General features: G+C 71.1%; 20 protein-coding genes. 5 read left to right on the forward strand and 15 right to left on the reverse strand.

The window, feature by feature from the left end; all coding sequences use genetic code 11:
- Positions 1-268 precede the first annotated feature (268 nt).
- The 5 genes from KSO98_RS14290 to KSO98_RS14310 all read right to left on the reverse strand — a co-directional run bounded on the left by KSO98_RS14290 (position 269) and on the right by KSO98_RS14310 (position 5,504).
- The gene (locus KSO98_RS14290; protein WP_225286323.1) at positions 269-1,309 is read right to left on the reverse strand and encodes an SIS domain-containing protein; all 1,041 of its coding nucleotides are present in this window, start codon (positions 1,307-1,309) and stop codon (positions 269-271) included.
- A gap of 25 nt (positions 1,310-1,334) precedes the next feature.
- On the reverse strand, positions 1,335-1,547 hold the full coding sequence (locus KSO98_RS14295; RefSeq protein WP_263642815.1) for a Trm112 family protein: 213 nt from the start codon (positions 1,545-1,547) through the stop codon (positions 1,335-1,337).
- Complete coding sequence (locus KSO98_RS14300; protein ID WP_225286325.1) at positions 1,547-2,929, reverse strand: phosphomannomutase/phosphoglucomutase; 1,383 nt, start codon at positions 2,927-2,929, stop codon at positions 1,547-1,549. The genes KSO98_RS14295 and KSO98_RS14300 overlap by 1 nt, the downstream gene beginning before the upstream one ends.
- A 17-nt stretch (positions 2,930-2,946) precedes the next feature.
- Positions 2,947-5,034 carry an Ig-like domain-containing protein gene (locus tag KSO98_RS14305; protein WP_225286326.1) on the reverse strand — a complete coding sequence of 696 codons (2,088 nt, stop codon included), beginning with the start codon at positions 5,032-5,034 and terminating at the stop codon, positions 2,947-2,949.
- 62 nt (positions 5,035-5,096) lie between these two features.
- Positions 5,097-5,504 carry a DUF3499 domain-containing protein gene (locus KSO98_RS14310; protein WP_225286327.1) on the reverse strand — a complete coding sequence of 136 codons (408 nt, stop codon included), beginning with the start codon at positions 5,502-5,504 and terminating at the stop codon, positions 5,097-5,099.
- A gap of 96 nt (positions 5,505-5,600) precedes the next feature.
- On the opposite strand from KSO98_RS14310, the gene KSO98_RS14315 reads away from it, so the two are divergent.
- On the forward strand, positions 5,601-5,981 hold the full coding sequence (locus KSO98_RS14315) for a metallopeptidase family protein (protein WP_225286328.1): 381 nt from the start codon (positions 5,601-5,603) through the stop codon (positions 5,979-5,981).
- Positions 5,982-5,991: 10 nt separating this feature from the next.
- Here KSO98_RS14315 and KSO98_RS14320 read toward each other — a convergent pair whose 3' ends face one another.
- The 3 genes from KSO98_RS14320 to KSO98_RS14330 all read right to left on the reverse strand — a co-directional run bounded on the left by KSO98_RS14320 (position 5,992) and on the right by KSO98_RS14330 (position 10,703).
- Positions 5,992-7,368 carry a DUF5719 family protein gene (locus tag KSO98_RS14320; protein ID WP_225286329.1) on the reverse strand — a complete coding sequence of 459 codons (1,377 nt, stop codon included), beginning with the start codon at positions 7,366-7,368 and terminating at the stop codon, positions 5,992-5,994.
- The gene (locus KSO98_RS14325) at positions 7,365-10,235 is read right to left on the reverse strand and encodes a glycosyltransferase family 2 protein (protein ID WP_225286330.1); all 2,871 of its coding nucleotides are present in this window, start codon (positions 10,233-10,235) and stop codon (positions 7,365-7,367) included. The genes KSO98_RS14320 and KSO98_RS14325 overlap by 4 nt, the downstream gene beginning before the upstream one ends.
- A gap of 213 nt (positions 10,236-10,448) precedes the next feature.
- Positions 10,449-10,703 (reverse strand): WhiB family transcriptional regulator, encoded by a 255-nt coding sequence (locus KSO98_RS14330; RefSeq protein WP_225286331.1) that lies wholly within the window; start codon positions 10,701-10,703, stop codon positions 10,449-10,451.
- Between the two features lie 259 nt (positions 10,704-10,962).
- Between KSO98_RS14330 and cofD the strand changes: the two genes are divergently transcribed.
- The 3 genes from cofD to KSO98_RS14345 are packed head-to-tail and all read left to right on the forward strand — an operon-like array spanning position 10,963 to position 13,749.
- Positions 10,963-11,973, forward strand: coding sequence for a 2-phospho-L-lactate transferase (cofD, locus tag KSO98_RS14335; protein WP_225286332.1), 1,011 nt, complete (start codon positions 10,963-10,965; stop codon positions 11,971-11,973).
- On the forward strand, positions 11,970-12,953 hold the full coding sequence (locus KSO98_RS14340) for a coenzyme F420-0:L-glutamate ligase (protein WP_225286333.1): 984 nt from the start codon (positions 11,970-11,972) through the stop codon (positions 12,951-12,953). The genes cofD and KSO98_RS14340 overlap by 4 nt, the downstream gene beginning before the upstream one ends.
- Positions 12,954-12,993: 40 nt before the next feature.
- A complete protein-coding gene (locus KSO98_RS14345) occupies positions 12,994-13,749 on the forward strand; it encodes a DUF3105 domain-containing protein (protein ID WP_225286334.1) in 756 nt (251 codons plus the stop codon).
- 5 nt (positions 13,750-13,754) lie between these two features.
- Here the strand turns inward: KSO98_RS14345 and dinB are convergent, their stop codons facing one another.
- Together dinB and KSO98_RS14355 are read right to left on the reverse strand one after the other, a co-directional pair.
- A complete protein-coding gene (gene dinB, locus KSO98_RS14350) occupies positions 13,755-14,975 on the reverse strand; it encodes a DNA polymerase IV (protein ID WP_225286336.1) in 1,221 nt (406 codons plus the stop codon).
- A gap of 42 nt (positions 14,976-15,017) precedes the next feature.
- Positions 15,018-16,136 (reverse strand): mannose-1-phosphate guanylyltransferase, encoded by a 1,119-nt coding sequence (locus KSO98_RS14355; protein WP_225286337.1) that lies wholly within the window; start codon positions 16,134-16,136, stop codon positions 15,018-15,020.
- A 459-nt stretch (positions 16,137-16,595) separates the two neighbouring features.
- On the opposite strand from KSO98_RS14355, the gene KSO98_RS14360 reads away from it, so the two are divergent.
- Positions 16,596-17,330: a TIGR03089 family protein gene (locus KSO98_RS14360; protein WP_225286338.1), complete on the forward strand. Its 735-nt coding sequence runs from the start codon at positions 16,596-16,598 to the stop codon at positions 17,328-17,330.
- Positions 17,331-17,347: 17 nt separating this feature from the next.
- Here the strand turns inward: KSO98_RS14360 and KSO98_RS14365 are convergent, their stop codons facing one another.
- The 5 genes from KSO98_RS14365 to glf form a co-directional block, all read right to left on the reverse strand.
- Positions 17,348-19,993, reverse strand: a complete 2,646-nt coding sequence (locus KSO98_RS14365; protein ID WP_225286339.1) for an FG-GAP-like repeat-containing protein — start codon at positions 19,991-19,993, stop codon at positions 17,348-17,350.
- 244 nt (positions 19,994-20,237) lie between these two features.
- Positions 20,238-21,014: an ABC transporter ATP-binding protein gene (locus KSO98_RS14370; protein ID WP_225286340.1), complete on the reverse strand. Its 777-nt coding sequence runs from the start codon at positions 21,012-21,014 to the stop codon at positions 20,238-20,240.
- Positions 21,014-21,916, reverse strand: a complete 903-nt coding sequence (locus KSO98_RS14375) for an ABC transporter permease (protein WP_225286341.1) — start codon at positions 21,914-21,916, stop codon at positions 21,014-21,016. The genes KSO98_RS14370 and KSO98_RS14375 overlap by 1 nt, the downstream gene beginning before the upstream one ends.
- Positions 21,909-23,912 (reverse strand): glycosyltransferase, encoded by a 2,004-nt coding sequence (locus KSO98_RS14380; protein ID WP_225286342.1) that lies wholly within the window; start codon positions 23,910-23,912, stop codon positions 21,909-21,911. Before KSO98_RS14380 ends, KSO98_RS14375 begins: the two co-directional genes overlap by 8 nt.
- Positions 23,912-25,111, reverse strand: coding sequence for a UDP-galactopyranose mutase (gene glf, locus KSO98_RS14385; protein WP_225286343.1), 1,200 nt, complete (start codon positions 25,109-25,111; stop codon positions 23,912-23,914). The genes KSO98_RS14380 and glf overlap by 1 nt, the downstream gene beginning before the upstream one ends.
- Positions 25,112-25,286 lie beyond the last annotated feature (175 nt).

A 25,286-nucleotide genomic window follows, 5' to 3' on the forward strand; every position in this document is an offset into this window, starting at 1 on the left:
CAAAATTAATTCGTCGACTATTTGACACACTGTTGAGTTCTCAAGAATCACACGCGCACCGTGGCTCGAGCCGCTACTTGCTGCTCTCCCCTGCGGGGCTTATGTCTGAACTTTATCCCAGCCCCTCGTTTCCACCAATTCGGCGGACCCGATCGAGCTTTTCGATAAAGTGCCATCCGCAGGACCGGGACCCTTCCGGATCCCTGCCCCGCTCGTGGCGACTCGGAGAACAGTACGGCCCGGGAGCGGGAGCGCCAAATCGGGGCGGTCAGTCGGCGACGAGGCCGACGCGCAGGTACTCGGCGGCGTACCGGCCCTGCAGGAGGAGGGACGCGTACCGGGCCATCTCGCCCTCCCCCTCCGCCGTGACGATCTCGACGCGGACGCCCTTCGCGTCGGCGGTCTCGACCAGGTGACGACGTTGGTCCCCCACCAGTGAGTGTCCCTGCTCGGCGGCCTCCGAGAGGTCGTCGAGCACGACGACGCCGGGCCGCGCCTCGCCGGCGCTCTCGAAGGGGTCGGCGAAGACGTCGCGGGGGCGGGTCGCCTCGATGACGGGCAGCAGGTGCTCCACGTCGCCGGCGATGGCCGAGCGACCGGTGGCACGGCGCAGCTCCTCCGCGACCCGGCGCGCCGCGCGCGCGGCCAGGGCGGAGCCTCCCCACACCACGGGGGTGGCGTCGGCGAGCGCGATCGCCAGGGACTTGGCGGGATTGGTCGCGAGGTCACGGTGTGGCGAGCACGCCACGGCGACCTCGTCGAGCGCCACGGCGACCGACTCGGCACTGGTGGCGGGACCGAGCTGGACCTGGTCGAGGAAGGACAGCATCACGACGGCGAGCGCGAGCGGATCCGTGGTCTCGGCAGGGAGCAGGGAGACGTCTCTGCCTGCGGCGTGCTCCCCCACCAGGGAGGCACGGGGCGCTGCGACCACCACCTGCGCGCCGCGACGGCCTGCCTCGGCGACGGCCGCGGCCGCTCCGGGGTCGCCACCGCTCGGGGCGAGCACGACGACCAGGTCGAGGGAGCCCACCCAGCCGGGCAGTCCCGGTGCGGGCCACGCCACGAAGGGCACCGGGCAGGTCGGCTCGAGCACGGCGCGGAGCAGCCGCGAGTCAGGGCCTGCTGCGACCACTGCGCGGGGGCGACCGGCGCCCTCGCGTCGCGCGACCGCCTCGGCGACGGCCTCCGCGGTGGCACCGACCTCACGGCGTACGCGTGATCCGGACTCGGCGAGGCCGCGCAGCCGGATGTCGGCGAGGTTCAGTGCCTGCTCGTCGTCGAGTCGCGTCTCGTCGAAATAGCTCATCGCCGCTCCCCCTGGTCCGAGTCGGTTACTTCTTGGCCTCGTCGATCAGCAGCACCGGGATGGCATCGCGGACGGGGTAGACCAGGCCGCACTCCCCCTGGCAGGCGAGCTCACCGTCGACGCCCTGCTCGCCGGCGAAGACCGAGGCCGCACGCGGCTCCAGCGCGCCATGGCACTGCGGGCAGACGATGATCTCCAGCAGGGTCGGGTCGAGCCCCAGGGTCGTGTTGTCGGTCATCAGCTGTCCTTCCGGATGATGGCGAGCGCGCCGTCTCGGGCGTGCTCCATGGTCGACTGGTCCCTGCCCTCGGCGTTGAGCCGCAGCAGCGGCTCGGTGTTCGAGGCGCGGACGTTGAAGGTCCAGTCCTCGTGGCTCACGGTCAGGCCGTCGAGGTCGTCCAGCTCGACGCCGTCGGCGCCCTCGTACGCTGCCTTGATCGCGGCGATCGCCGCGCCCTGGTCGGCGACGGTGGAGTTGATCTCCCCGCTGCTCGGGTAGCGCCCGTAGGCGCGCATCAGCTCCGAGAGCGGCCGGTCGGTCTCAGCCAGAGCGGCCAGCACGTGCAGGGCCGCGAGCATGCCGGAGTCGGCGCGCCAGAAGTCGCGGAAGTAGAAGTGGCCACTGTGCTCGCCACCGAAGACGGCGTCGGTCTCGGCCATCGTGGCCTTGATGTAGGAGTGGCCGACGCGAGTGCGGACCGGGGTGCCGCCGTTCTCGCGGATGATCTCCGGGACGGCACGCGAGGTGATCAGATTGTGGATCACGTGGGCGCCCGGGTCCTTGGCGAGGGCACGCTCCGCGATCAGGGCGGTGATCGCCGAGGGGCTGACCGCCTGGCCGAGCTCGTCGACCAGGAAGCAGCGGTCCGCGTCGCCGTCGAAGGCGAGACCGGCGTCGGCGCCCTCGGACAGGACACGCGCCTTGAGGTCGGTGAGGGTCTCCTCGTCGAGCGGGTTGGCGTCGTGGTTCGGGAAGGTGCCGTCGAGCTCGAAGTACATCGGGATCAGGTCGATCTGGTCCGTGCCGACGCGCTTGAAGACGGCCGGCGCGGTGTGGCCGGCCATGCCGTTGCCGGCGTCCGCGACGATCTTGAGCCGACGACCGGTGATCGGGGCCAGTGAGAGCAGATGCGCGGCGTACGCCTCGAGGACGTCGCTCTGCTCGATCGCGCCGGGGACGGTGGTGGGCGGGATCGGCACGCCGGAGATGACCAGGTCGCGGATCTCGGCCAGGCCGCTCTCCAACCCGATCGGCACGGCGTTCGCACGACACATCTTGATGCCGTTGTACTGCGCCGGGTTGTGGCTCGCGGTGAACATCGCGCCCGGGAGGCCCAGGTGGCCCGAGGCGAAGTACATCTGGTCGGTCGAGGAGAGGCCGATGATCACGACGTCGGTGCCGAGCTCGGAGGCGCCCTCGGCAAATGCCGCGGCGAGTCCCGGGGAGCTCGGCCGCATGTCGTGTGCGACCACGATCCTGGGTGCGCCGACGACCTTGGCGAAGGCCCGGCCGGTCGCGTGGGCGAGGTCCTCGTCGATCTGCTCGGGAACCGTCCCGCGCACGTCGTAGGCCTTGAAGGTCGACATCACGTTCGCTGGATTGATCACGGGCTCAGCCATGGCGCCCAGCCTAGTGGTCAGCGAATCCGGGTGCGGATCACCAGGGTGTGCCGACCCGTGCGGACCCTGAGCTCCCACGCCGAGCCGCGCCGGGCGTGCCGGTCGATCGACACCCTGACGGCCCATCGGCGGACGCCCCCGACTGCTCCGGCGTGGTGGAAGCGATGGGCCGGAGCATGGGCGCCGACGAACCGAGGGCGCTTCGCGCCGAGGACGACGACGGTGTACGTCCGTCCGCGGCTGAGGGTGAGCGTGCCGTCCTGGGAGGTGGCGGCTCCCGCGATGGCGTACGCCTGGCGGGGCAGCCGGACCACCTGGCGCACCACGGCGGCGTTGCCGGCGCGGTCGTGTGCGGTGGCCACGTACGTCACCGATCCTCGACCCGACGTGGCCCGGACCTGGCAGTCCGCCAGCCCCGAGGTGGCGTCGGTCGCGGCGCAGGACACGTTCGGCTCGCCGGTCAGCAGTGCCGTGGCGGTGGGGACGCCGACGAGCCAGGTCGACGGAGCGGTCGTGTCGATGCTGAACGGCCCGTACGTCACGGTGGTGGCTCCACCGTCGGTGCCCAGCACCGTGCGCGTGACGTACTGGTCCATCCCGTCGCCGAGGGTCACCGGTGCCGGGCAGGCGTCGCTGAGTGGTGCGCTGCCCGCCGTGCACGCGAAGGTGATCCGCACCGGGCCGCGGTACCAGCCGTTGGCGGCCGGCGTCGGCGCCGTCACGCTCGAGGTGACCGCCGGGTCGACGGGCGCGGGAGGCACGACCACCGGCGCCGCGACGACCGTGAACGCCTGGGTCGCCGACCCGGCCAGGTAGTCGGCGCTCGCCGCCTGATCGGCGCGCACGGAGCACGTGCCGGGAGCCAGGAAGGTGACCTGGGCTCCGGAGACCGTGCAGACAGCCGCGGTGGTCGAGGAGTACGTGACCGGGTTCCCCGAGCCGCCGTCGTGGGCGACCAGCGTGTACTGGGCTCCGACGTACGCCGGAACGGGCGGCGTCGAGTCGAACGCGGTGATCTGCGGCATGCGGGCGGCCACCAGCACGGCCGCGGTGGATCCGACGCTGTTCAACGTGAGGGCCGCGTCGTTGCCCGCCGCGTCACGCAGGGTGCTGCCGTTGGCCGAGAGTGCGCCGACCGTGATGCCGTCGGCGTCGACCTCCCCCGGCGTGATCGTGTGGCGGAAGGTCACGGTGCCGGTACCGGAGCCCGCGAGGTAGGTGGCGTAGGCGGTGCCGCTGCCGATGGTCAGCGCGATGGACGGGTCACCGCCGGAGGTGTCGACGGTGACGGGCTCGGAGAAGCTCACCGAGAGGTCGAGAGCCTCCCCCGGGTGGTAGGTCCCGTCGGCCGGGACCCCTACGGAGGTGACGGACGGCGCGCTGGTGTCGTACGCCTGCGACAGGGCGGCGACGGTGCCGGCATTGCCTGCGACGTCGGCGTAGCTGCCTGCCCCCACCTCGAGGCCGGCCGTCCCCTGGGAGCCGGCCGTGGGGGTGAACGTCGCCGTGCGGATCGCGCCGGAGCCGGAGATCGACCCCAGCGTTCCGCCGCTCACCGTCACGTCGGCGGCGCTGAACGTGAGTCCCGGATCCTCGCTGAACGTGAAGGTGACCGTTGCCGTCTCGCCGGCACGCAGCGTCGCGTGATCGGTGGTGATGGAGGCCGCCGGCGGGGTGCTGTCGTAGACATAGGCCTGGGACGACGCCGCGCCGGGACCGTCGACGTTCTCGACCCTGACCTTCAAGACGTTGCTGCCCGCCAAGGTCGCTCCGGCGAGGGACCAGGCCGAGGTCCCCACCGCGGCCGCGGCCTGCGTCCACGATCCGCCGTTGTCGAGGGAGACCCACACGGACTCACCACTCAGCAGGTTCGCCGACAGTGTGCCGCTGATCGTCTGCGCGGCCGTACGGGTGACGAAGTCCGAAGCCGAGGTGCCCGTGTCGGCGGAGAAGCTGACGCTACTGGCGGTCGTGGTCGGTGCGGTCGCGTGGGCCGGGCCCGCCACCACGGCCACGCCCGTGCTGGCGAACGCGCTGACAGCCACACCCGCGGCGAGTCGGTGCGCCACTCTCCCGCGACCACGACCGGACATGTGCTGCTTCATTGCGACGCCCTCCCTCACAGACGTCGTCACCGTAGCGGAGCGACGTCGCGCGCGGTGGGCGTTCAGTCGGTGGTCAGGACCCTGAGGTGACCACGGCGGCCGGTCTCACGGGCGCCGGCCTCGCGAGCCTCGCGCGCACCCGGCTCGGCGACGGCCTGGGCGACCGAGCGGGGCGAGCCCGCCGTGACCGAGGCGATCGGGCGACCGGCCTCGCGGACGGCGTTGGCCAGGGCGAGCAGGTCGTCGTCGGAGGGGCCCGCGGGCACGTGCTCACGGATCAGCCGGACGACCTCCCAGCCGCGCGGCGCGGAGAGGCGCTCGGCGTGCTCCTCACACAGGTCGTACGCGTGCGGCTCGGCGAACGTCGACAGCGGCCCGAGGACAGCTGTCTGGTCGGCGTAGACGTACGTGAGCGTGCACGTCGCAGGACGAGTGCAGGCAGTACGCGAGCAACGACGGGCCGGGGTCACGGGCACACCGTACCTTCGCGGTGGCGACACGACGATGAGGCTCGCCTACTAGGCTCCTCGGTTGTGAGTCGCACACGGGATCGTCGAGGACGTGGCATGCGCGGACCGGCCGTGCTTCCGCGGATCCCGGGCCGCCCCGAGCTCCGGACCCGCCGGGAGCGCTTCGACGACCTGGTGCTGAGCATCGTCACCGAGATCGACGAGCGGTGGCAGGAGCGACTCGGCCTCGTGGAGTACGCGGTCGAGGACACCCCGCAGATCCCCGACGACTGGAGCGACGACACCGTCCCGCTCTCATCTCTGATCCGCGGCAGTGGCACGACGCCGACCCGACTGGTGGTCTTCCGCCGCCCGATCGAGCACCGCTGCGAGAACCGCACCGAGCTGGAGGCGATGCTGCTCACCGTGATCGTGGAGCAGGTCGCCGAGCTGCTGGGGATCGACCCCGAGATGGTCGACCCCCGATACGAGGACTGACCAGCGGCGGCTAGCGGGGCAGGCCGGGCTTCACGAACGGCACCCGGCTGGTCAGCCGCGGCGCGCGCAGTGGGACGACCGCGAGGCCGTGGGCACCGTGCACGAGGACAGAGCCGCGGAATGACGTCCGCTCCGGGGTAACGTCGACCCGCACCGCGCCGCTCGGCAGCGGCACCGTCAGGCCCTGCTGCGGGCTGAGCGCGACGCGCTTCGAGGCGAGCTCCTTGCCGGAGGCGTCCCGCGCCACGACCGTGAGCGCGCCGACGGCGCCGGCTCCGCCGACGACGAGATCCTTCTCGCCGCGGGGAACCACGACGGTCGTCGCCGCGCTGCTGCTGGAGGAGGGGGCGAGCAGGGAGACGTCGCCGCCGACCAGCGAGCGCAGGGACGCGGTCACCGTGCCGGAGGCGCTGACCTCGACGCCTACGACGCCGTCCGCCTTCGCCGAGCCGAGCACGTGGGCGAGGTCGACGCGCGAGACCGACTGCGGGCCGATGTCGAGGGTCGGCGCATCGTCCGGGGTGAAGACCGAGTTGGCCGAGACCAGTCGCACGCTCGCGGTGATCTCCCGATCGGTGGGGTTCGCCACGGTCAGCAGGCGCGAGCCGTCACCGGCGGCCAGGCCCAGCAGCAGCGCGTCGCGCGCCGGGGCACCCTGGGCGGGCAGCCAGTCCTCGTCCTGGGCGTTGCCGACCAGGTGTGCCGCGCGGTCGCGGACGGAGACCGCGACCTGTCCGCGCTCGACGACCGCGTGCAGGGCCAGCGCGCTCTGGGTCGGCATCACCGCGCCCAGGTCGATGATCTGGCTGTCGTGTCCGGGGACGGCGATGCCGCGCAGCGCCGGCACGTCGATCGGCCCGGTGTCGCCCAGGACGGTCAGGTCCGCGACCGCGGGGCCGGGGTTCGGGTTGACCAGCACGACGTAGGAGTTGTGGGTCGGGCCGGCGCCGACGCCGGTGAACCACTGGTCGGCGCGCGGGGTGATGCAGGCGGACGCCGCCACCGGCGAGGTCGAGGAACGGGTGGCCACCAGGCCCGGTGCCGCGGCACCGGTCGCGGTGATCACGACCGGGTCGCTGTCGGAGTCCGCGAGGGCCGCGCCGTGGGTCGGCAGGTCCACCGAGCGGTCCGCGACGGAGGCCTCGCCGGCGCCGGTCGCCCCGACTGTCACCTGGTCGCCGTCCCCGACGGAGCCCGGGCAGACCACCACGGAGCGGTCCAGCGGGGGCGTCGTCGGCTGATGGAAGTAGGCCGAGCCGAAGCCGGGGTTGGTCAGGAAGAGCGCCAGCGCGACCAGCAACGGCACCGCGACCGCGAGCACGAAGGTGATGTCCAGCGGGCGACGGGAGGCGCGGTTCGCGCGGTTGGTACGAGGGGTCTCGCTCATCGTCGGCGCCTCCGCTCGAGGGTGGGCAGGCAGAGCACGACGACCAACACGATGCCGCCGGCCTGGACGAGCAGCAGCGCGATCCGCAGCCACGACCGGTGCCCGCTCATGTCCCCGTGCGGCTCGGCGTCGAGCTGCCACGCGCGGGTGGCGCGGTTGGCGGCGCTCGCCTGGGTGACGGCACCGCTGGCGTCGATCGCCGCGGCGACACCGGCGTCGACCCGGGGCGGCAGCACGACGTACTGGACGCCCGCGTCGGCCAGGTGCTGGACGACGTCGTCGGTGGGCTGGGAGACGAACTGCTGCACCAGAGCGGTGAAGGCGGTGTCCTCGGGTGTCAGCGTCATGATCTCGTCGTCGCCGATGGTGGTGCCGTCGCCGCGCATGACGTAGTAGCGCAGGCCCGCCGACGTGCTTCCCCGGATGACGAGGACGCCGTGCTCGGGGGCACGTTGGGCGTTCTCGACCATGTAGAGCGGGACACCGTCGTGCCAGGTGGAGCTCAGCGACTCGTTGGCGTGCCCGACGAACCAGGCGAGCCCGGTGAGCGGAGCGATCGTCGCGACGACGGCCACGGCGCCGGCGACGCCACGACGCCAGGCGTGGAGGCCGTCCGCGAGAGCGCCCTGGGCGCCGAGGACCGCAGCGATGATTGCGCCGCCCTTGAGGCAGACCAGGGCGAAGAGCAGCCCGGCCGGGGTGGTGCCGTGGGCCAGGTGGAGCGTGAGCAGACCGAGCACCATCGCGACGATCGCGGTGGCCAGCATGGCGATCCAGCAGAGCAGGACCGGGATGCGGGTGCGCGCCGGGATCAGGGCCAGCACGGCCAGCACCGGAACGATCAGGCCGACCCACCACGGCGCGCCCAGCTCGGACAGACGCCCGATCAGCAGCCGCGAACCGGTGAGCTGCGGGCTCGGCAGGCGGCCCGCGTCGAGCAGCAGCCCCGCGCCGGCACCATGGATGAGTGCCGGCAGCCACCACGGCAGCAGCAGGACCGGGGCGGTCCCGAGGGCGGCGGCCGGAGGGCTCCAGACGGTGCGGCGCCGGATCGCGCCGGGCGCGATCCGAACAGCGGCGATCGCGACGAGGACGCCGAGCACGAGTGCTACCAGCCACGCAGACGGGGTGAAGCAGGTGATCAGGGTGAGGAGCAGGCCCGTACGCCAGGCCGCGCGCCAGCGCCGGTCGACCTCAGGCTCGGCGAAGCCGAGGGCCGCATGCGCCAGCCACGGCAGCAGGGCGGTCGCGACCACGGCTCCGAGACGTCCGTCGCCCCAGGCGCCGCTGACGATCGGGAGCAGCGCGTACGTGGTCGCGCCCCACAGGATCAGCCAACGGGGCGCGCCGCGGTGGCTGATGAGGCGGCCGACCACGCGCAGCAGCCGCCAGGCGCCCCACAGTGCGAGCGGGAACGAGACGATGAGGACCACGCTGATCGTCAGCGAGGCACTGCCGCCGAGCAGCGTGCCGAGCAGGGCGAGCGGGAGCAGGTACGGCGGAGCCGGCACCGCGGTGCCGAGGCCGAGCGGGTGCCACGACTGGTACTGCAGGTCCCACCAGACGCCGACACCCGACGGGGCCGGCGACAGGCCGCCGCCGGCGACCGCGTGCCAGGCGGTGCGGCTGCCGATCAGACCGAGGACGACCACCACCGTCAGCACCAGGGACACGGGGTTGGTGAAGAAGCGGACCAGCCAGCCGTTCTCGACCGGGACCTCGTCCTCCTCCGCGGCGCGGACGGCCTCACGGGCGGCCAGCTCGCGGGCGGCGAACGAGGCGGGGTCGGCCTCGGCGGCCGCCACCCGGCGACGCTCGGCCACATCGGAGGCCTGGGTGGTGAGCGCGCTGACGACGTCACCGATGAAGTCGAGCCCGTGCCGGTACGGCAGCCACGGCGGCGCGAGCAGCTGGCGTACCTCCGCCGGCGCGGCGGTGGCGCGCTCGCGCCGGGCTCGCCGGGCGGCGTGCACGGTGCCGGGCCGGCGGTAGACGGACAGAAGGGCGGCGAGCTCGTCGAGAGCCGAGCCGACCTCGCGGACGACCAGGAAGCCCAGCATCCGCAGCAGGGTGCCGAAGAAGAGCCGGACCATCTGGAGCGGCAGCGCCCACGGGCGGCTGTTGGCCAGCAGCGTGTAGAGCGCGGCGCGGCGCTCCTCGTAGTGGGTGTGCTTGCCCGTCAGCGGGGTCTGCCGGATGCCGCGGTGCGCGGCCTCGGCGTGGAAGACGACGGCCTGCGGGACGATCACGGTGCGGTGGCCGGCCGAGGCTGCTCGCCAGCCGAGGTCGATGTCGTTGCCGAAGATCGGGAGCTGCGGGTCGAAGCCGCCCAGCTCGAGCAGGACGCTGCGGCGCACCAGCATGCCGGCGGTGTTGACCGCGAGCACCGTACGGACGGCGTCGTGCTGGCCCTGGTCGTACTCGCCACGCTCAAGGCCGGTCTCGCGCCGACCGGTGCCGGAGATCGTGACGCCGAGCTCGAGCAGGCGGCGCAGCGAGGGCCACTCGCGCAGCTTGGGGCCGAGGATGCTGGCCTCAGGGTGCTGCTCGGCCGCGGCGAGCAGCTGCTCGAGCGCGTCGGGAGCAGGGGTGGAGTCGTCGTGCAGCAGCCAGACCCACTCGGGCGCCGACTCGGCGACACGCTCCAGACCGAGCGCGACCGCCTCGGGGTAGGTGGTCGTGCCGGGCACGCGCAGCGCCGCACCGAAGGCCTGCTCGAGCAGCTCGGACGACCCGTCCTTGCTGCCGGTGTCGATGGCGACGACCTGGTCGGGGGCGACGGTCTGGGCGCCGATGCCCGAGATGACGGTGGGCAGCCAACTGGCTCCGTCATGGCTGACGACGAGCAGGGCTACCGAGGGACGCACGATCGGCAACCTTAGACGACCGAGCGAGCGACAGCGCGAGCGAGGGACGAGGTCGAGCGCTGGTCGCGAGCGAGGGAGGCAGCACCCGGAGGGTGCTAGACGGCGTGACCCGCACACCCGATCACGCAGGAAATGCAGCGGACCCCGGCCGAGGCCGGGGTCCTGCTACTCATGTCGCTCTCGGCATCGATCCGCGCCAGCCCTGGGGCTGGGTCAGACCGCGCGCTTCTTGAGCTTGCGGCGCTCCCTTTCGGAGAGTCCGCCCCAGATGCCGAAGCGCTCGTCGTTCATGAGCGCCGACTCCAGGCAGTCGTCCCGCACGTCGCAGGTCTGGCAGACCTTCTTGGCCTCCCGGGTCGATCCACCCTTTTCAGGGAAGAACGCCTCCGGGTCGGTCTGAGCGCACAGCGCGCGCTCCTGCCAGCCCCCGTCGTCGGTCGTCGGCTCGAGGAGAAGAAGTTCCCTCATCGATTCTCAGTCCTTCCCGACTTCAAGCAGTGACCTTGTTGGTTTCGTTCAGTGCGTCAGCGAGGCCCCTTCGAGGCGACCCGCATGGGTGCTGCTTCGCTCACATTCGGCGTGTCGACTGGACGTCTGAGGAAGCTTCGTCCAGATGTATGACACGAGTGAAATTACATGCCTGTCGAAACCCGAAGTCAAGCCCGAACTCTGCTATAGCACCACCCGTCACACCAGTCACATCAGCCGGTCTGAGAGGCTGGGCGGCATGCAGCAGATCACGGTGCTCTCCGGCGGGCACGGCGGCGCGAAGTTCATCGAGGGCCTCCTCCACGGCATCGACTCCGGCACGCTCCCAGGAGTCTCTCCGGACGCTGTCGTGAGGGTGATCGCGAACACCGCCGACGACCTCTGGATCCACGGCCTGAAGGTGTGCCCCGACCTCGACACGGTCATGTACACCCTCGGCGGTGGTCTGGACCACCAGCGCGGCTGGGGTCGCACCGAGGAGACCTGGAGCGCCAAGGACGAGCTCGAGGCGTACGGCGTCCCCAACACGTGGTTCGGCCTCGGCGACCGCGACATCGCCACGCACCTCGTCCGCACCCAGATGCTCGAGGCCGGCTACCCGCTCTCCCAGGTGACCGACGCGCTGTGCGCGCGCTGGCTGACGCCGACGTACGGCGACCGCGTCCGGCTGCTGCCGATGACCGACGACCGGGTCGAGACCCATGTGGCCATCGCCGACCCGTCCTCGCCGTCGGGGCGCCAGGTCATCCACTTCCAGGAGTACTGGGTGCGGCTCCACGCCTCGGTGCCCGCCGAGCAGCTCGTCTTCATCGGCCTGCCCGAGGCCGCTCCCGGGCCGGGGGTGGTCGAGGCCATCACCGGCGCCGATCTGGTGATCGTGCCGCCGTCGAACCCGATCGTCTCGGTCGGCACGATCCTGGGCGTCACCGGGGTGCGCGAGGTGCTGCGCGCAACGAAGGCCCCGGTCGTCGGCCTCTCCCCCATCATCGGCGGCGCGCACGTCCGCGGCATGGCCGAGCAGATGCTGACCTCCGTCGGGGCCGAGGTGAGCGCGGCCGGCGTCGGCCTGCACTACGGCGCCCGCAGCGCCGGCGGCGTGCTCGACGGCTGGCTGGTCGACACCACCGATGCAGCCGATCTCGCCCGCCTCGAGGCGGCCGGGCTGAAGGCGGCCTCCGCGCCCTTGTGGATGTCCTCCCCTGCCGAGACCGCCGCGATGGCGGCGGCCGCGATCAGCCTGATCGCATGAGCCCGTCGCTCCAGGTCTGGGCGCCGGACGGGGTGGGCGAGATCCGCGAGGGCGACGATCTCGCCGCGCACCTGCTGGGCGCGCTCCCGCGATCCTTCGCGCTGACGGAGGGCGACATCGTCGTCGTGACCAGCAAGGTCGTCGCCAAGGCCGAGGGGCGCGTCCGCGTCTCGACGCGTGAGGCCGAGCTGGCCGGCGAGACCGTACGGGTGGTGGCGCGCCGCGGCGCGACCGCGATCGTGCGCAACCGGCTGGGCCTGACGATGGCCGCCGCCGGCATCGACGCCTCGAACGTCGAGGCCGGCAAGGTCGTCCTGCTGCCGGAGGACCCGGACGCCTCGGCTCGCGCCCTGCGGGCACGCCTCGCCGCGGAGGCCGGCGTCGCCGTCGGCGTGATCGTCACCGACACCGCCGGGCGCGCCTGGCGCGAGGGGCAGACCGACATCGCGATCGGGGCCGCCGGCGTGCTGGTCGCCGAGGACTACACCGGCCGTACCGACGCGCACGGCAACCCGCTGCTGGTCACCGCCCCCGCCGTCGCCGACGAGCTGGCCGGGCTGGCCGAGCTCGCCACCGGCAAGCTCGGCGCGCGCCCGTTCGCCGTCGTACGCGGTCGGGCCGACCTCGTCCTGCCCGGCCAGGAGGACGGCACCGGCGCGGTGGCCCTCATCCGCGCCGAGGGTGGCGACTTCTTCGGCTTCGGCGCTCGCGAGGCGGTGTTCCGCGCCCTGAGCGGCGACGAGTCGGACCGCGCGCCCTTCGGGGCGCCGGCCTCGGCCGAGGAGATGGCCGAGGCGGTCATCCGGGTGAGCGGACTCGAGACCGTCGTCGAGACGGACGGGCTGAGCATCACCGCCATCGACCCCGCGACCGCAGCACGACTCGGCGCACTCGCCTTCGCGTACGGCTGGCGGCTGGAGCTGGACCCGTGTGACGCGGGTGACGGTGCCGAAGCACGACTCCGACCGGGCACTCCGTAGACTCTGCGCGACCTTAACCGTCCGAGCTCCGAGGGTTCACGTGGCCAAGCAGTCCAAGACCGACCGTCGCGCGGTCATCGACGAGATCCGCAAGAAGCAGCGCGGCGCCGACCGCACCCGGGGCTTCGCGATCGTCGGCGTCTGCGCGTTCGTCGCTCTGCTCATCGTCGGCCTCGCGGCCTACCAGCCGGTCAAGGGCTGGTGGGACGACCGCAAGTACGACGCGAAGTCGCTGGCCGACATCGGCAAGCCGGCGTCGGTCTGCCAGGCGCCGACCACGCTCAAGGCCGACGGCAACCAGAACCACGTGCCGACCGGTCAGACGGTGAAGTACACGACGGCTCCGCCGGCGTTCGGTCCGCACTGGAACGAGGCCGGCGTCGCGCCCGCCGCGATGAGCCGCAAGTTCTACACCAGCGACGACCGCCCGCCGCTCGAGGCACTGGTGCACAACCTCGAGCACGGCTACACGATCCTCTGGTACGACGACACGATCTCCGGCAGCCAGCTCGACGAGATCCGCGCGCTCGGCAAGAAGTTCCCGGGCGACACCAACTTCCGCTACAAGTTCATCGCCGCGCCGTGGCAGGCCTCCGACGCGAAGGCGGTCGGCAAGGAGTTCCCGAAGGGCGAGCACATCGCCTTCACGCACTGGTCGCAGGGCGGCACGGGCGTTACCGACACGACCAAGCAGGTCGGGGCGTTCGAGTACTGCTCCGACGTCTCCGGCGCCGGCCTGAAGACCTTCATGGAGAAGTACCCCTACACCGACAGCCCGGAGCCGGGCGCCATGTGAGCCGCTCAGGCCTCGGGAAGCAGCGGTGCCTCGAAGCCTGAGTCACGACCAACGAGTACGGCACGGGTGACAGCACCCGTGCCGTACTTGTCTTTCACGGCATCGAGCGCGCCGTCGAGGATGCTGGTGCGCCGGATCCGGCCCTCGACGCCGGTCCACTCCAGCGGCAGCTCGAGCTGCTCGGTGCCGGCCTCGGCCAGCCCCGAGATCGAGACGCCGATCAGGGTGCAGCCCTTCTGCTCGATCAGCGGGAGCGCGGCGCGCAGCAGCGTGCGGGCGGTCGCGACCCAGACATCGGTGGCGCCGGTCGCCTGGCTCGCCCCGTCGGCCAGGGTGCCGAGCGTGGCGGAGCGGGTGGCGCGTGTGTAGTCGTCGAAGCGGAGCCGGAGCGTGACCGTACGCCCGATCCGCTCGCCGGCGCGCAGACGCCGGGCGACCCGGTCGATCAGCGCGACCAGGTGGGCGTCGAGGTCGGCGGGCGTCGTGGGCCGGCGGCCGAGGGCGCGCTGCGCGCCCACACTCCCGCGGCGCTTGCCGACGACGACCGGGCGCGGGTCGCGGAGGTTGGCCAGCGCCCACAGGTGGTGCCCGGAAGCCTTGCCGACCAGCCCGGAGAGGACCTCCTGCTCGCGCCGGGCCAGGTCCCCGACCGTGCGGATCCCGTCGGCGCGCAGCTTGCCCGCGGTGACCGCACCGACGCCCCACAGCCGCTCGACGGGCAGGGGGTGGAGGAACTCCTCCTCGCGCTCAGGCTCGACCAGCAGCAGGCCGTCCGGCTTGCTCACCGCGCTGGCGACCTTGGCGAGGTACTTGGTCCGAGCGACGCCGACTGAGATCGGCAGGCCCACCTCCGCACGCACCCGCCGACGCAGGATCTCCGCGATCGCGACCGGCTCTCCCACGAGACGGCGCAGGCCGCCGACGTCGAGGAACGCCTCGTCGATCGAGACGCCCTCCACCAGCGGCGTCGTGTCCCGGAAGATCTCGAAGACGCGCCGGCTGGCCTCGACGTACGCCTCGAAGCGCGGCGGGACCGTGATCAGCCCCGGGCAGAGCCGACGGGCCTCGGAGCCGGCCACCGGCGTGCGCACGCCGTACGCCTTCGCCTCGTAGCTCGCGGCCAGCACGATCCCGCCACCGACCGCCACCGGACGGCCGCGCAGCGACGCGTCGTCGCGCTGCTCGACCGACGCGTAGAACGAGTCGAGGTCGGCGTGCAGGATCACCCCACCATGTTCGAACAATTGTTCGAACTATGCAAGGTCAGGTCAGGTCAGGTCGTCGCGCTGCGAGGCCTTGAGCCCCGCGACCATCTGCTTGACCTGCTGGGCGCGGGCCCGGCTGGTCACCAGGACGGCGTCCGGGGTGTCGACCACGACGACGTCCTCCAGGCCGATCACCGCGATCGTGCGCCCGCTGGCCGGGACCACCAGACCCGAGGAGTCGATCGAGCGCACCAGCGCGCTGTCCCCCAGCACCGTCGGCCCCTCGGAGTCCACCGTCATCGCGGCGTCGAGCAGCTGCGCGAGCGAGTCGAAGTCGCCCACGTCGTCCCAGCCGAAGTGCGCCGGCACCATCGCAACCTTGCCCGCCGACGCGGCCGGCTCGGCGACCGCGTGGTCGACCGCGATCTTGGGCAGCCGCGACCAGATCTCGTGCATCCTGGCCGCGCCCGACTCCGACCCCAGGTCGAGCGCGGCGATCTCCCGCAGCGCCGCCGCGAAGCCCGGGTCGGACTCCGCGAGCAGGTCCAACAGCACTCCCGGCTTGGCGACGAACATGCCGGCGTTCCAGCGGTAGCCGCCGTCGTCGAGGTAGCCCTGCGCCACCTTCTCCGAGGGCTTCTCCACGAACTGATCGACCACACAGACTCCGTCGTGCCCCTCGAGCTGGCCGGCGCCATGGATGTAGCCGTAGGCGGAGCTGGGGAAGGTCGGGGTGATGCCGAGGGTGACCAGCCAACCCTCGCGGGCGACCTCGACCGCGGTCCGGACGGCCTCGGTGAACCGCTTCGCACGGGTGATCACGTGGTCGGCGGCGAAGGACCCCATGATCGCGTCCGGGTCGCGCAGCTCGAGGACGGCGGCGGCCAGGCCGATCGCGGCCATCGAGTCGCGCGGGGTCGGCTCGGCGAGCACACAGCCGTCGAGCTGCGGCAGCTGCTCCAGGACGGCCTCCTGATGGACGGCGCCGGTGACGACCAGGAAGCGGTCCTCGGCCAGCACGTGCAGCCGGTCGTACGTCTCCTGGAGCAGCGAGCGTCCGCTGCCGGTCAGGTCCCGCAGGAACTTCGGTGCGTCCTGGCGCGACAGCGGCCACAGCCGGGTGCCCGCTCCCCCGGCGGGGATGACGGCCCAGAAGTTCTCGATGGCAAGGCGTCCGACCATGGGCGGCAGCCTAGGCGACCAAGCGAGCGGCTGCGCGAGCGAGGTACGAGCTCGGGCGCAGGCCGTGAGCGCGGGAGCCCGATGCGCAGCATCACGGCGACCAAGCGAGCGGCTGCGCGAGCGAGGTACGAGCTCGGGCGCAGGCCGTGAGCGCGGGAGCCCGATGCGCAGCATCACGGCGACCAAGCGAGCGGCTGCGCGAGCGAGGTACGAGCTCGGGCGCAGGCCGTGAGCGCGGGAGCCCGATGCGCAGCATCACGGCGACCAAGCGAGCGGCTGCGCGAGCGAGGTACGAGCTCGGGCGCAGGCCGTGAGCGCGGGAGCCCGATGCGCAGCATCACGGCGACCAAGCGAGCGGCTGCGCGAGCGAGGTACGAGCTCGGGCGCAGGCCGTGAGCGCGGGAGGCAGATGCGGCGTACACGGCGAGCCACGACACCGACCAGGCAGGATGTCCCCCTGTGACCACCTTCGCCGCCATCCTCGCCCGTCAGCTGCGCTCCAACCCCGGGCGTCCGCTGGTGACCTACTACGACGAGATCACCGGCGAGCGGGTCGAGCTCTCGGTGACGACGTACGCCAACTGGGTCGCCAAGGCCTCCTCGCTCCTGGTCGACGAGCACGACCTGGAACGCGGCGACTCGCTGCGGATCGACCTGCCGCCGCACTGGCTCTCGCTGGTCTTCCTGGGGGCCGCGTGGAACGCCGGCCTGGTGGTCACCGACGCCGGCTCGCCCGACGCCGTGATCTGCGGGCCCGACTCCCTGGCCCGCTGGGCCCCGGAGGCCGATGAGCGCCCGACCCTCGCCTGCTCGCTGCTGCCGCTGGGCGTGCGGTTCAGCGCACCACTTCCGGCCGGGGTGCACGACGTCGGCCTCGAGGTCTGGGGCCAGCCCGACGGCTGGGGGCCGTACGACCCGCCGACCGCCGATGACCCGGCCACCTCGTGGGGAGGCGTGGAGACCACCCAGGAGGAGCTGTGGGCGGCCGCCGCAGGAGCTTCCCTCTCCCGCGGCGACCGCCTCATCTCGGAGACGGACCCGGCTTCCCCACCGGGAACCGCCTCCTTCTGCGAGCCGCTCAGCTGCGGCGGCTCACTCGTCCTGGTCGCCCACGCCGCCCCCGACCGACTCGAGGCGATCGCGATCGCCGAGCGGGCCACGGGACGCTTCCCACGCGGAGCGGTCCAGGACTGACTTCTTCGGTTGTCTGATCAGCCCGCCAGGTCGTAGCCGCCGTAGCCGCTGCCGAGCGGCTGGGGCGCGCCGAGCATCCCGGTGCTGGTCGGGTCGATGCGGTAGAGCGAGCCGGCCGTGTCGCGGACGATCAGCGCCGACTTCCCGGCGTCGCTGACGCCGATCACCCAGCTGTAGCCGGTGAGGGCGCCCCCGATGGTGACCGGGTTGGTCAGGCCGCCGGGACCGTTGCCCGGGTAGAGCACGGTGGTCTTGGCGTTGAGGAAGAGCGCGTCGGGGGCGCCGTCGCCCGTCCACAGGCCGGCGGCGATCTGCTTGGTGCCGGCGATCGCACTGTGGGAGACGTACGAGGAGCCCAGCCCGGCGGCGCCGCGGCCCGGGTAGATCCGCATGGCGCCGTTGATCTGACCCTGCAGGTCCGGGTAGCCGTCGCCGGTGATGTCGCCCCCTGCGCTGAGGAGGCTGACCCCGCCGAAGCCGCTCGCCAGGAGCGTGCCGGGCGCGAACCGGCCCTGGCCGTTGCCCAGGTAGAGCGAGAGGCTGCCGTCGGTGTTGCGACTGATCAGATCGGCGTTGCCGTCGCGGTCCCAGTCGCCGGCGTTCATCAGCTGGGTGGCGTTGGGCAGGTTGAGGCCGGTGTCGATCGGCACGCCGAGGCCTGTCGTGGTCCGAGGGACGGGGAACGCGTACGGCGTGCCGGCCGCGAAGCGCCCGGTGCCGGTGCCGCGGTAGAGCATCGCGCCGGAAGCGGTACGCACGACCAGGTCGGGCTTGCGGTCGGCGCTGCGGTCGCCGGGGACGATCTGGATAGCGTGGCCCAACCGGACGAGGGCACGCACGGCAGGGGTGAAGGAGCCGTTGCCCTTGCCGAGATAGAGCGCGAGCCGGCCGACATGCTTGCCGCGGGTGATGCGGGCCGCGAGGTCGTTGCGGTGGTCGCCGTTGATGTCGCCGATGCTGGTGATCAGGTTGCGCCCGACGAAGCCGGTCGGGTCGCGGCGCACGACCGATGGGTAGTGGCCCAGGCCGTCGCCGGCCTTCACGGTCATCCGGCCGGCCTTGTTGACCTTGACCAGGTCCGCCTTGCCGTCGCCGGTCAGGTCGGCGGAGACCACGGTCTGCGGGCCGTCGGTGGAGGCGGGCGGGGCCGGGGTCACCGGGGTCGCCGGGACGTCGCCGCCGGTCGGGATGACGTAGACCTCCTTGGTGGTCGCGTTGCGCACCACCAGGTCCGGGTCGGGCGAACCGGCGAAGCTGGACTGCAGCGTCCGCCCGGACCAGCCCTTCTGCAGCGAGGCGGCGAGCGTGCGGATGTCGGGGATCCGGGCGTAGAGGTACTTGCCCGGGCATGCCGTCGCCTTGGTGTCGCGGTGGCCCATGATCGAGGAGGAGAAGACGTTCGCGCCGATCTTGACGTTCGTGGCTGCCGCGGAGACCCCGTGCAGGGAGAGCTTCCAGGCGAAGAGCGCGCCCTCGGCCTGGATCATCGCCTCGGTGGGCTTGGCGGTCTCGAAGTTGCCGATGGCCGAGATGCCGAAGCCGTAGTCGTTGTAGTTCTCGGTGTGCGCGCCGACGACGGGACGGTCGACGCCGCCGTAGCGGCCCTCCCAGAGCCGGCCGAATCGGTCGACGAGGAAGTTGTAGCCGATGTCGCGCCAGCCGCGGCTCTTCACGTGGTAGGCGTAGATGCTGCGCAGGATCCCGGGGACCTCGGCGGCGGTGTAGTCGTTGGCGTTGACGGTGTGGTGCACGAAGCCGCCGTGCACCTCGGCGTACGTCGGGGCGGTCTGCTCGCGGACCTTCTCGTCGGCACCCCACTGGGCCCGGCTGTAGATCATCGGCTTGGGCGTGACGACGGAGGCTGCGCTCAGCGTCGCCTGCACATCGCCCTGCTGGCCGGTCCCGGCGGCCTCCGCAGCGTCCGTGGCGTCGACGGCGCCGGCCCGGTCGGCGGCGCTGTCGAGGGTGGCGGTGTCGATCGCCGCCCGTGCCATCGTGGTCGGCGCCTGGCCGGGGGTGATCACGGCGAGCTTCATGTCCGGCGGGACGTCGGCGCCCGTGATCGTCATCCGGACCTGGACCTGGTCGACGTGGCCGACGAGGGCCTCCATCGTGCCCGGACGCGACTGCTTGCCCTCGAGGCTGTTCGCGTCGGGGCCGTCGATGTCGTAGTCGAGCTTCTTCCAGCCGCTCCAGTCCCCGCTCGTACGGGTGCGGAGGTCGACCCGGATCTGGCTCGGCTGGAGCGCGTCGCCGTGCTCCCACGTGACACCCACGGTGCCGAAGCCGGTGACGGCCTGCGGCGTGCTGGTGATGACGGTGCTCCTCGCCTCCACGGCCTTGCGGGCGTTCGGGGTCATCGCTCCCGGCCTCGCAGCGCCGACGGCACGACGACCGATGAGGACCGGCGCGGTGAGCTGCACCTCCTTCACGGAGGCGTCGGTCGGGGCGGCGGCGACCAGGGACGGCGCGAGCGCGGCCTTGGCGTACGCGGCCAGCGCGCCGGTCGGCGTCGGCGCCACGGCCGTCGTCGATCCGGCGGGCGCCTCGCGGACGACGTCGAGGGTCACGACGCCGGCGGCGGGGACGAGGGCAGCGACGACGACGCCGAGGGTCAGCAACTGCTGACACGCGGCGACGTAGCGGGTCTTACCAAGGTGCATGGAGTGCTCCAGGTGTGGGGGAAGGTCACACGAGGGCTCAACTTTCACACCCGTCACAGCGGCTTGGGAAGGTTTCGTGAGTAACTACAATGATGTAATTTCCACTCGCCACGCCGACGAATCCGAGATTAAAGTAAAATTACAGCCGTGTCATTCGCGAAATGCCAACCGCCCGCTCCCCTCACAGGGACCGGGCGGTGCAGGTCTCGAGGCGCTTGACGGCGCTCGCTACTCGGCGAAGGTGCTAGACGTCCGCGCCGAGCTCGGCGTCATCGGCGGCGAGTTCGTCGCCGTCCTCATCGCCGTAGTCGAGGATCCGGATGCCCTCGTCGACGTCGCCGTCGAAGAGCAGTCGGCCCTTCTCCAGCGCGATCACGCGGTCGCACATCTTCTGCACGGAGGCCGCGGCGTGACTGACGTAGACGATGGTCTTGCCGCTGTTGCGGATCTCCTCCATCTTCGTCATGCACTTGCGCTTGAAGGGCTTGTCGCCGACCGCGAGGATCTCGTCCGCGAGGAAGATGTCGCAGTCCACGTGCACGGCGATCGAGAAGCCGAGTCGCGAGCTCATGCCGGAGGAGTACGTCCCGACGGGCTGGTCGATGAACTGGCCGATGTCGGCGAAGTCGATGATGTCGTCGAGGACGGCCTTCGTCTCCTTCTCGGTCAGACCGTAGATGGCCGCGTTGAGGAAGATGTTGTCCAACCCGGACAGCGAGTTCTGGAAGCCCGCGCCGGTGGCGATCAGGCCCGCGATCCGGCCACGGGTGAGGATGGTGCCCTTGTTGGGCTTCATCACACCGCTGATCACCTTGAGCAGGGTCGACTTGCCAGAGCCGTTCAACCCCATCAGGCCGACCGACTCGCCCTCGTTGATGGTGAAGGAGACGTCGTCGACCGCGTTGAACCGGTTGACGGTCTCCTGGCCGCGCATCTTGGCGACCGACATCTGCTTGAACGTCTTGTGCCGGCGCAGGACGAAGTCCTTGGTGACGTTCTGCGCGACGATTGCCTCTGCCATCAGATCTGCTCCGCGATGCGCTCGTCGAACCGGTTGAAGAACCACTGCGCGAGCAGCAGCGCCACGAAGGCGGCGATGAGCGCGAACACGCCCTGGTGGTACAGATGCGCCGGGAACTCGTGCTTGATCGTGTGCTGCGGGTTCTCCGTGGAGAAGGCCCAGAACGCCCGCTGGAAGAGCAGACAGGCGACCGCGATCGGGTTGCCGAGGACCAGCCACCGCAGGCTGCCGGCGTGCTGCGCGAGCATGTCGTAGCTGTAGATCATGGTGCACCCGAAGCGGACGAAGTTGGTCAGGATGCCGACCAGCGAGCCGAAGTCGCGCCAGAACACGTTGGCCACCGAGAAGACCAGTGCCAGCGCGGTGCCGAAACACATCAGGATCGCCAGGGCCAGCACGCCGCCGATCAGCGTACCGAGGTCGGGATGCCAGCCGGTCAGGACGCAGACCAGCAGTAGGATGAACATCTGCGGGATGACGTGGTAGAGCGAGACCAGCATCGCCGCGACCGGGAACATCTCCTTGGGCAGCGGCATCTTCTGCACCAGCGACTTGTTCCGCACGATCGAGCGGGTCCCCGCGCCGAAGGTCTCGGTGAAGAAGTGCACGATGATCAGGCCGCTGAAGACGTGCACCGGGTAGTTCTCGACGCTCTTATGGGCGCCCATGATCGTGCCCATGATGTACCAGTAGATGAAGAACTGGCTCAGCGGATTGATGTAGGACCACAAGAAGCCCAGGAACGACTGCTCGTAGCGCGCCGAGAGCTCACGCTGCACCAGCAGCTTGAGCAGGTAGCGGCGTCGGAAGACCGACAGCAGCCCGAGCGTCGAGGACGGGGGTACGAGGGGCGGGAGCTCCGCGTCCTCCGTCGAGCCATGGGCCAGGGTGGCCTCACTCATCACCGGACTCCTTCCACGGCTTGAACGTCTCCTCCCAAGCCGCCGGGGAGGTGATCTGCCCCAGCGCATCGCGGTAGCGCTTCGAGAGCTCCGGCCACTCCTTGAGGAAACGGGTGTGCAGCTCGGCGGTGCGCTTGAGCATCGCCTTGTAGAGCTGCGGATCACGGCGATAGAGCGCGGCGGCGGTGCCGTCGTTCATCGACACCACGGCCGAGTCGTACGAGGCGAGCCGGTACCACTTCGCGTCCAGCGCGGGCACGACGACCTCGGGGTTGGTCTGCGACAGCGCCCGCGGCTTGCGCAGCTGGCGGATGGGAGCGAGCCCGGCCGAGATGATCTGGGCCTTGCGCGACGGGACGTCGGTGAGGTCCTTCTTGGTCGGCTTCTCCACCCGCACCGGCGGCAGGTCGTCCGGCTCGGCGACCAGCTGGGCGTCGCTGTACTGCTTGCGCAGGGCGTTGATCTCACCCAGGCGGGTCGGCAGCATCTCGTGCAGAGCCTCCGGGCCCTTGAGGATGTCCTCCATCGCCTGGAGCCGGAGCTCGGCGGTGGAGTACTGCATGGCGACCAGGTGGGCGATCTGGTTGTTGAGGCTCTCGCGCAGCAGCCGGCCACCGCGCGGGTAGGCCGAGTGCAGCAGCGCCGCGATCAAGCGGTTGCGCAGGTGGAAGTACGACTGCCAGTCGACCGCGTCGTTCTTGTCGGTCCACGGCACGTGCCACACGGCCGCACCCGGGAAGGTGACGGACGGGAAGCCGTGCGCCTTGGCGCGCAGGCCGTACTCGGCGTCGTCCCACTTGATGAAGAGCGGGAGGCTCAGGCCGATCTCGTCGATCACCACGCGCGGGATCAGGCAGGAGAACCAGCCGTTGAAGTCGACGTCCTGGCGCTTGTGCAGCCAGCGCGCGGAGCGGATGTTGCGGGTGTTGAAGTCCCACTGGACGAAGGCGTCCTCGGGTGTGCGCCACCAGAAGCGCCACGCGTGCACGACCTCGCCGAAGCTGTGGAGGCGCGAGCGGGCGTACAGGCTGAACATGTGGCCGCCGACGATCGTGGGGCGCTTCGCGAGGTCGCCGAAGGTGACCTGGCGGATGATGCCCTCGGGCTCGCAGACGACGTCGTCGTCCATCATCAGGGCGTAGGTCGCGGTGCCCTTGCGCAGCGACTCGAGCTGGCCGCGGGCGTAGCCGCCCGAGCCGCCGAGATTGCCCTGCTCGATGATGCGCAACTTCCCCTCGAGCGCCTTCTCGGCGTCGGCGAAGCCCGCGTCGTCGGCCACCTTCTGGGTGCCCTGCTCCATCACGAAGACGGTGTCGAGGTACGGGGCCAGCTCCGGCTCGCCGAGCTGCTGGAGCAGCTTGGCGCAGAAGTCGGGGCGGTTCATCGTGGTGATCGCCATGTCGACGGTGCCGTGCTGGGCGCGGTCCGCCGGCACCTCGGCGCTCCACTCGGCGCTCACCACCACGCTGCTGTCGGAGGCGACCACGTCGTACCAGTACCAGCCGCCGTCGATGAACGGCTTGAGCGGCAGCGCGAAGGTCATCGTGTTGACGCCAGCGTCGGTGCTGACCGCGGAGTCGACGCGCTGGCTGTTGCCGTTGGCGAGCGACTTGTTGACGATCACGGTCGCGCCCGCGCCCTCGACCGTGACGGTCAGGGTGACCTCGTCGACGATCGTCCACTTGCGCCAGTACGAGGCCGGGAAGGCGTTGAAGTAGCTGCCGAAGCTGAGGCGCTGGCCGGCGTCGAGCCGCAGCCGGGTGCGGTCGAGGATCTGCTCGGCGCGGATCTGCTCCCCGTCGCCGACCGCCTGGCGCACGGCGGTGTTGTTGAGCTCCTTGGCGGCACGCTCTCCGCCGACGACGTACTTGTCCTCGTCGAGGACGGCCTCGTGCGGGTCGACGTAGAGGGCGAAGACCTCGAAGTCGCGGTCCAGCGGCAGGATCTGGCGCTGGAGCAGACGGGTCGCGGTGCCCGTCGTGGTCGGTGCGGTCATCAGGCGTCCACTCCTCCGGACTTCAGCTCGGCCCCGTCGACGAAGTGCGGCTTGAGCTTGTTCTCGTACATCGACAGCGCCGAGGCGATGGCCATGTGCATGTCAAGGTACTTGTACGTGCCCAACCGGCCACCGAAGAGGACCGTCGGCTCCTTCGCGGCGAGGTCGCGATACTTCAGCAGCTTGGCGCGGTCCTCGGCAGTGTTGATCGGGTAGTAGGGCTCGTCGCCCTCCTCCGCGAAGCGGGAGAACTCGCGCACCACGATGGTGCGGCCCTTCTTGTACGTGGCCGCGCGCTCGGGGTGCAGGTGCTTGAACTCGAGCTCGCGGGTGAACGGGACGTCGGGGTCGTTCGCGTTCACGACCCCGGTGCCCTGGTAGTCGTCGACGTCGAGCGTCTCCTGCTTGAGGTCGACGGTGCGCCACGACAGACGGCCCTCGCAGTTGTCGAAGTACTCGTCGACCGGGCCGGTGTAGACGATCGGGAGCTTGCCCTTGAACTCGGCGTTGACAGCGGGGGCGAGGAAGTCGACGCCCGTACGGACCTCGATGTTCTCGTGCTCAGCCATCCGGGTCAGCCACGCGGTGTAGCCGTCGGTCGGCAGGCCCTCGTAGGTGTCGTTGAAGTAGCGGTTGTCGAACGTGTAGCGGACCGGGAGGCGCGTGATGATGTCCGCGCTGAGCTCCGTGGGGTCGGTCTGCCACTGCTTGGCGGTGTAGCCCTTGATGAACGCCTCGTACAGCGGGCGGCCGATCAGGGAGATCGCCTTCTCCTCGAGGTTGGCGGCGTCCTCGGTCTTGATCTCGCTGGCCTGCTCGGCGATCAGCGCGCGCGCCTCGTCGGGGGTGTGGCTCCGACCGAAGAACTGGTTGATGAGCGCCAGGTTCATCGGCAGCGAGTAGACCTGGCCCTGGAACTTGCCGAAGACCCGGTGCTGGTAGTTGGTGAACGTCGTGAAGCGATTGACGTACTCCCAGACCTTCTCGTTCGAGGTGTGGAACAGGTGGGTGCCGTACTTGTGCACCTCGATGCCCGTCTCCTCGTCGAACTCGGAGTAGGCGTTGCCGCCCAGATGGGGGCGGCGCTCGAGGATGAGGACCTTGAGGCCGAGCTCGGCGGCGCACCGCTCCGCGATGGTCAGGCCGAAGAAGCCCGAGCCGACGACGACGAGGTCCGGCGTGAATGCACTGTCTGACACGGTCGGTCAGTCTACGGACGCGGGCGGAACAGTCCGCATCGCCCGCGCCGGGGGTACGGCGCAGATCACATTCCCGCAACGAGGGCGTGCGCGGTCAGGCGGGCGCCTATCGCATTTCTCTCGGGCCCGCAGGCTCCCCCGCGTCCTGGCGTTCCTCCTGCTCACGCTGCAGATC

The organism is Nocardioides nematodiphilus (assembly GCF_020216525.1).
GTDB lineage: Bacteria > Actinomycetota > Actinomycetes > Propionibacteriales > Nocardioidaceae > Nocardioides > Nocardioides nematodiphilus.

Bases quoted from the DNA above. Each gene is read 5' to 3' on its own strand.
- KSO98_RS14290 (WP_225286323.1), bottom strand. From the start codon at position 1,309: ATGAGCTATTTCGACGAGACGCGACTCGACGACGAGCAGGCACTGAAC.
- KSO98_RS14295 (WP_263642815.1), bottom strand. From the start codon at position 1,547: ATGACCGACAACACGACCCTGGGGCTCGACCCGACCCTGCTGGAGATC.
- KSO98_RS14300 (WP_225286325.1), bottom strand. From the start codon at position 2,929: ATGGCTGAGCCCGTGATCAATCCAGCGAACGTGATGTCGACCTTCAAG.
- KSO98_RS14305 (WP_225286326.1), bottom strand. From the start codon at position 5,034: ATGAAGCAGCACATGTCCGGTCGTGGTCGCGGGAGAGTGGCGCACCGA.
- KSO98_RS14315 (WP_225286328.1), top strand. From the start codon at position 5,601: ATGCGCGGACCGGCCGTGCTTCCGCGGATCCCGGGCCGCCCCGAGCTC.
- KSO98_RS14320 (WP_225286329.1), bottom strand. From the start codon at position 7,368: ATGAGCGAGACCCCTCGTACCAACCGCGCGAACCGCGCCTCCCGTCGC.
- KSO98_RS14330 (WP_225286331.1), bottom strand. From the start codon at position 10,703: ATGAGGGAACTTCTTCTCCTCGAGCCGACGACCGACGACGGGGGCTGG.
- cofD (WP_225286332.1), top strand. From the start codon at position 10,963: ATGCAGCAGATCACGGTGCTCTCCGGCGGGCACGGCGGCGCGAAGTTC.
- KSO98_RS14340 (WP_225286333.1), top strand. From the start codon at position 11,970: ATGAGCCCGTCGCTCCAGGTCTGGGCGCCGGACGGGGTGGGCGAGATC.
- KSO98_RS14355 (WP_225286337.1), bottom strand. From the start codon at position 16,136: ATGGTCGGACGCCTTGCCATCGAGAACTTCTGGGCCGTCATCCCCGCC.
- KSO98_RS14365 (WP_225286339.1), bottom strand. From the start codon at position 19,993: ATGCACCTTGGTAAGACCCGCTACGTCGCCGCGTGTCAGCAGTTGCTG.
- KSO98_RS14370 (WP_225286340.1), bottom strand. From the start codon at position 21,014: ATGGCAGAGGCAATCGTCGCGCAGAACGTCACCAAGGACTTCGTCCTG.
- KSO98_RS14375 (WP_225286341.1), bottom strand. From the start codon at position 21,916: ATGAGTGAGGCCACCCTGGCCCATGGCTCGACGGAGGACGCGGAGCTC.
- KSO98_RS14380 (WP_225286342.1), bottom strand. From the start codon at position 23,912: ATGACCGCACCGACCACGACGGGCACCGCGACCCGTCTGCTCCAGCGC.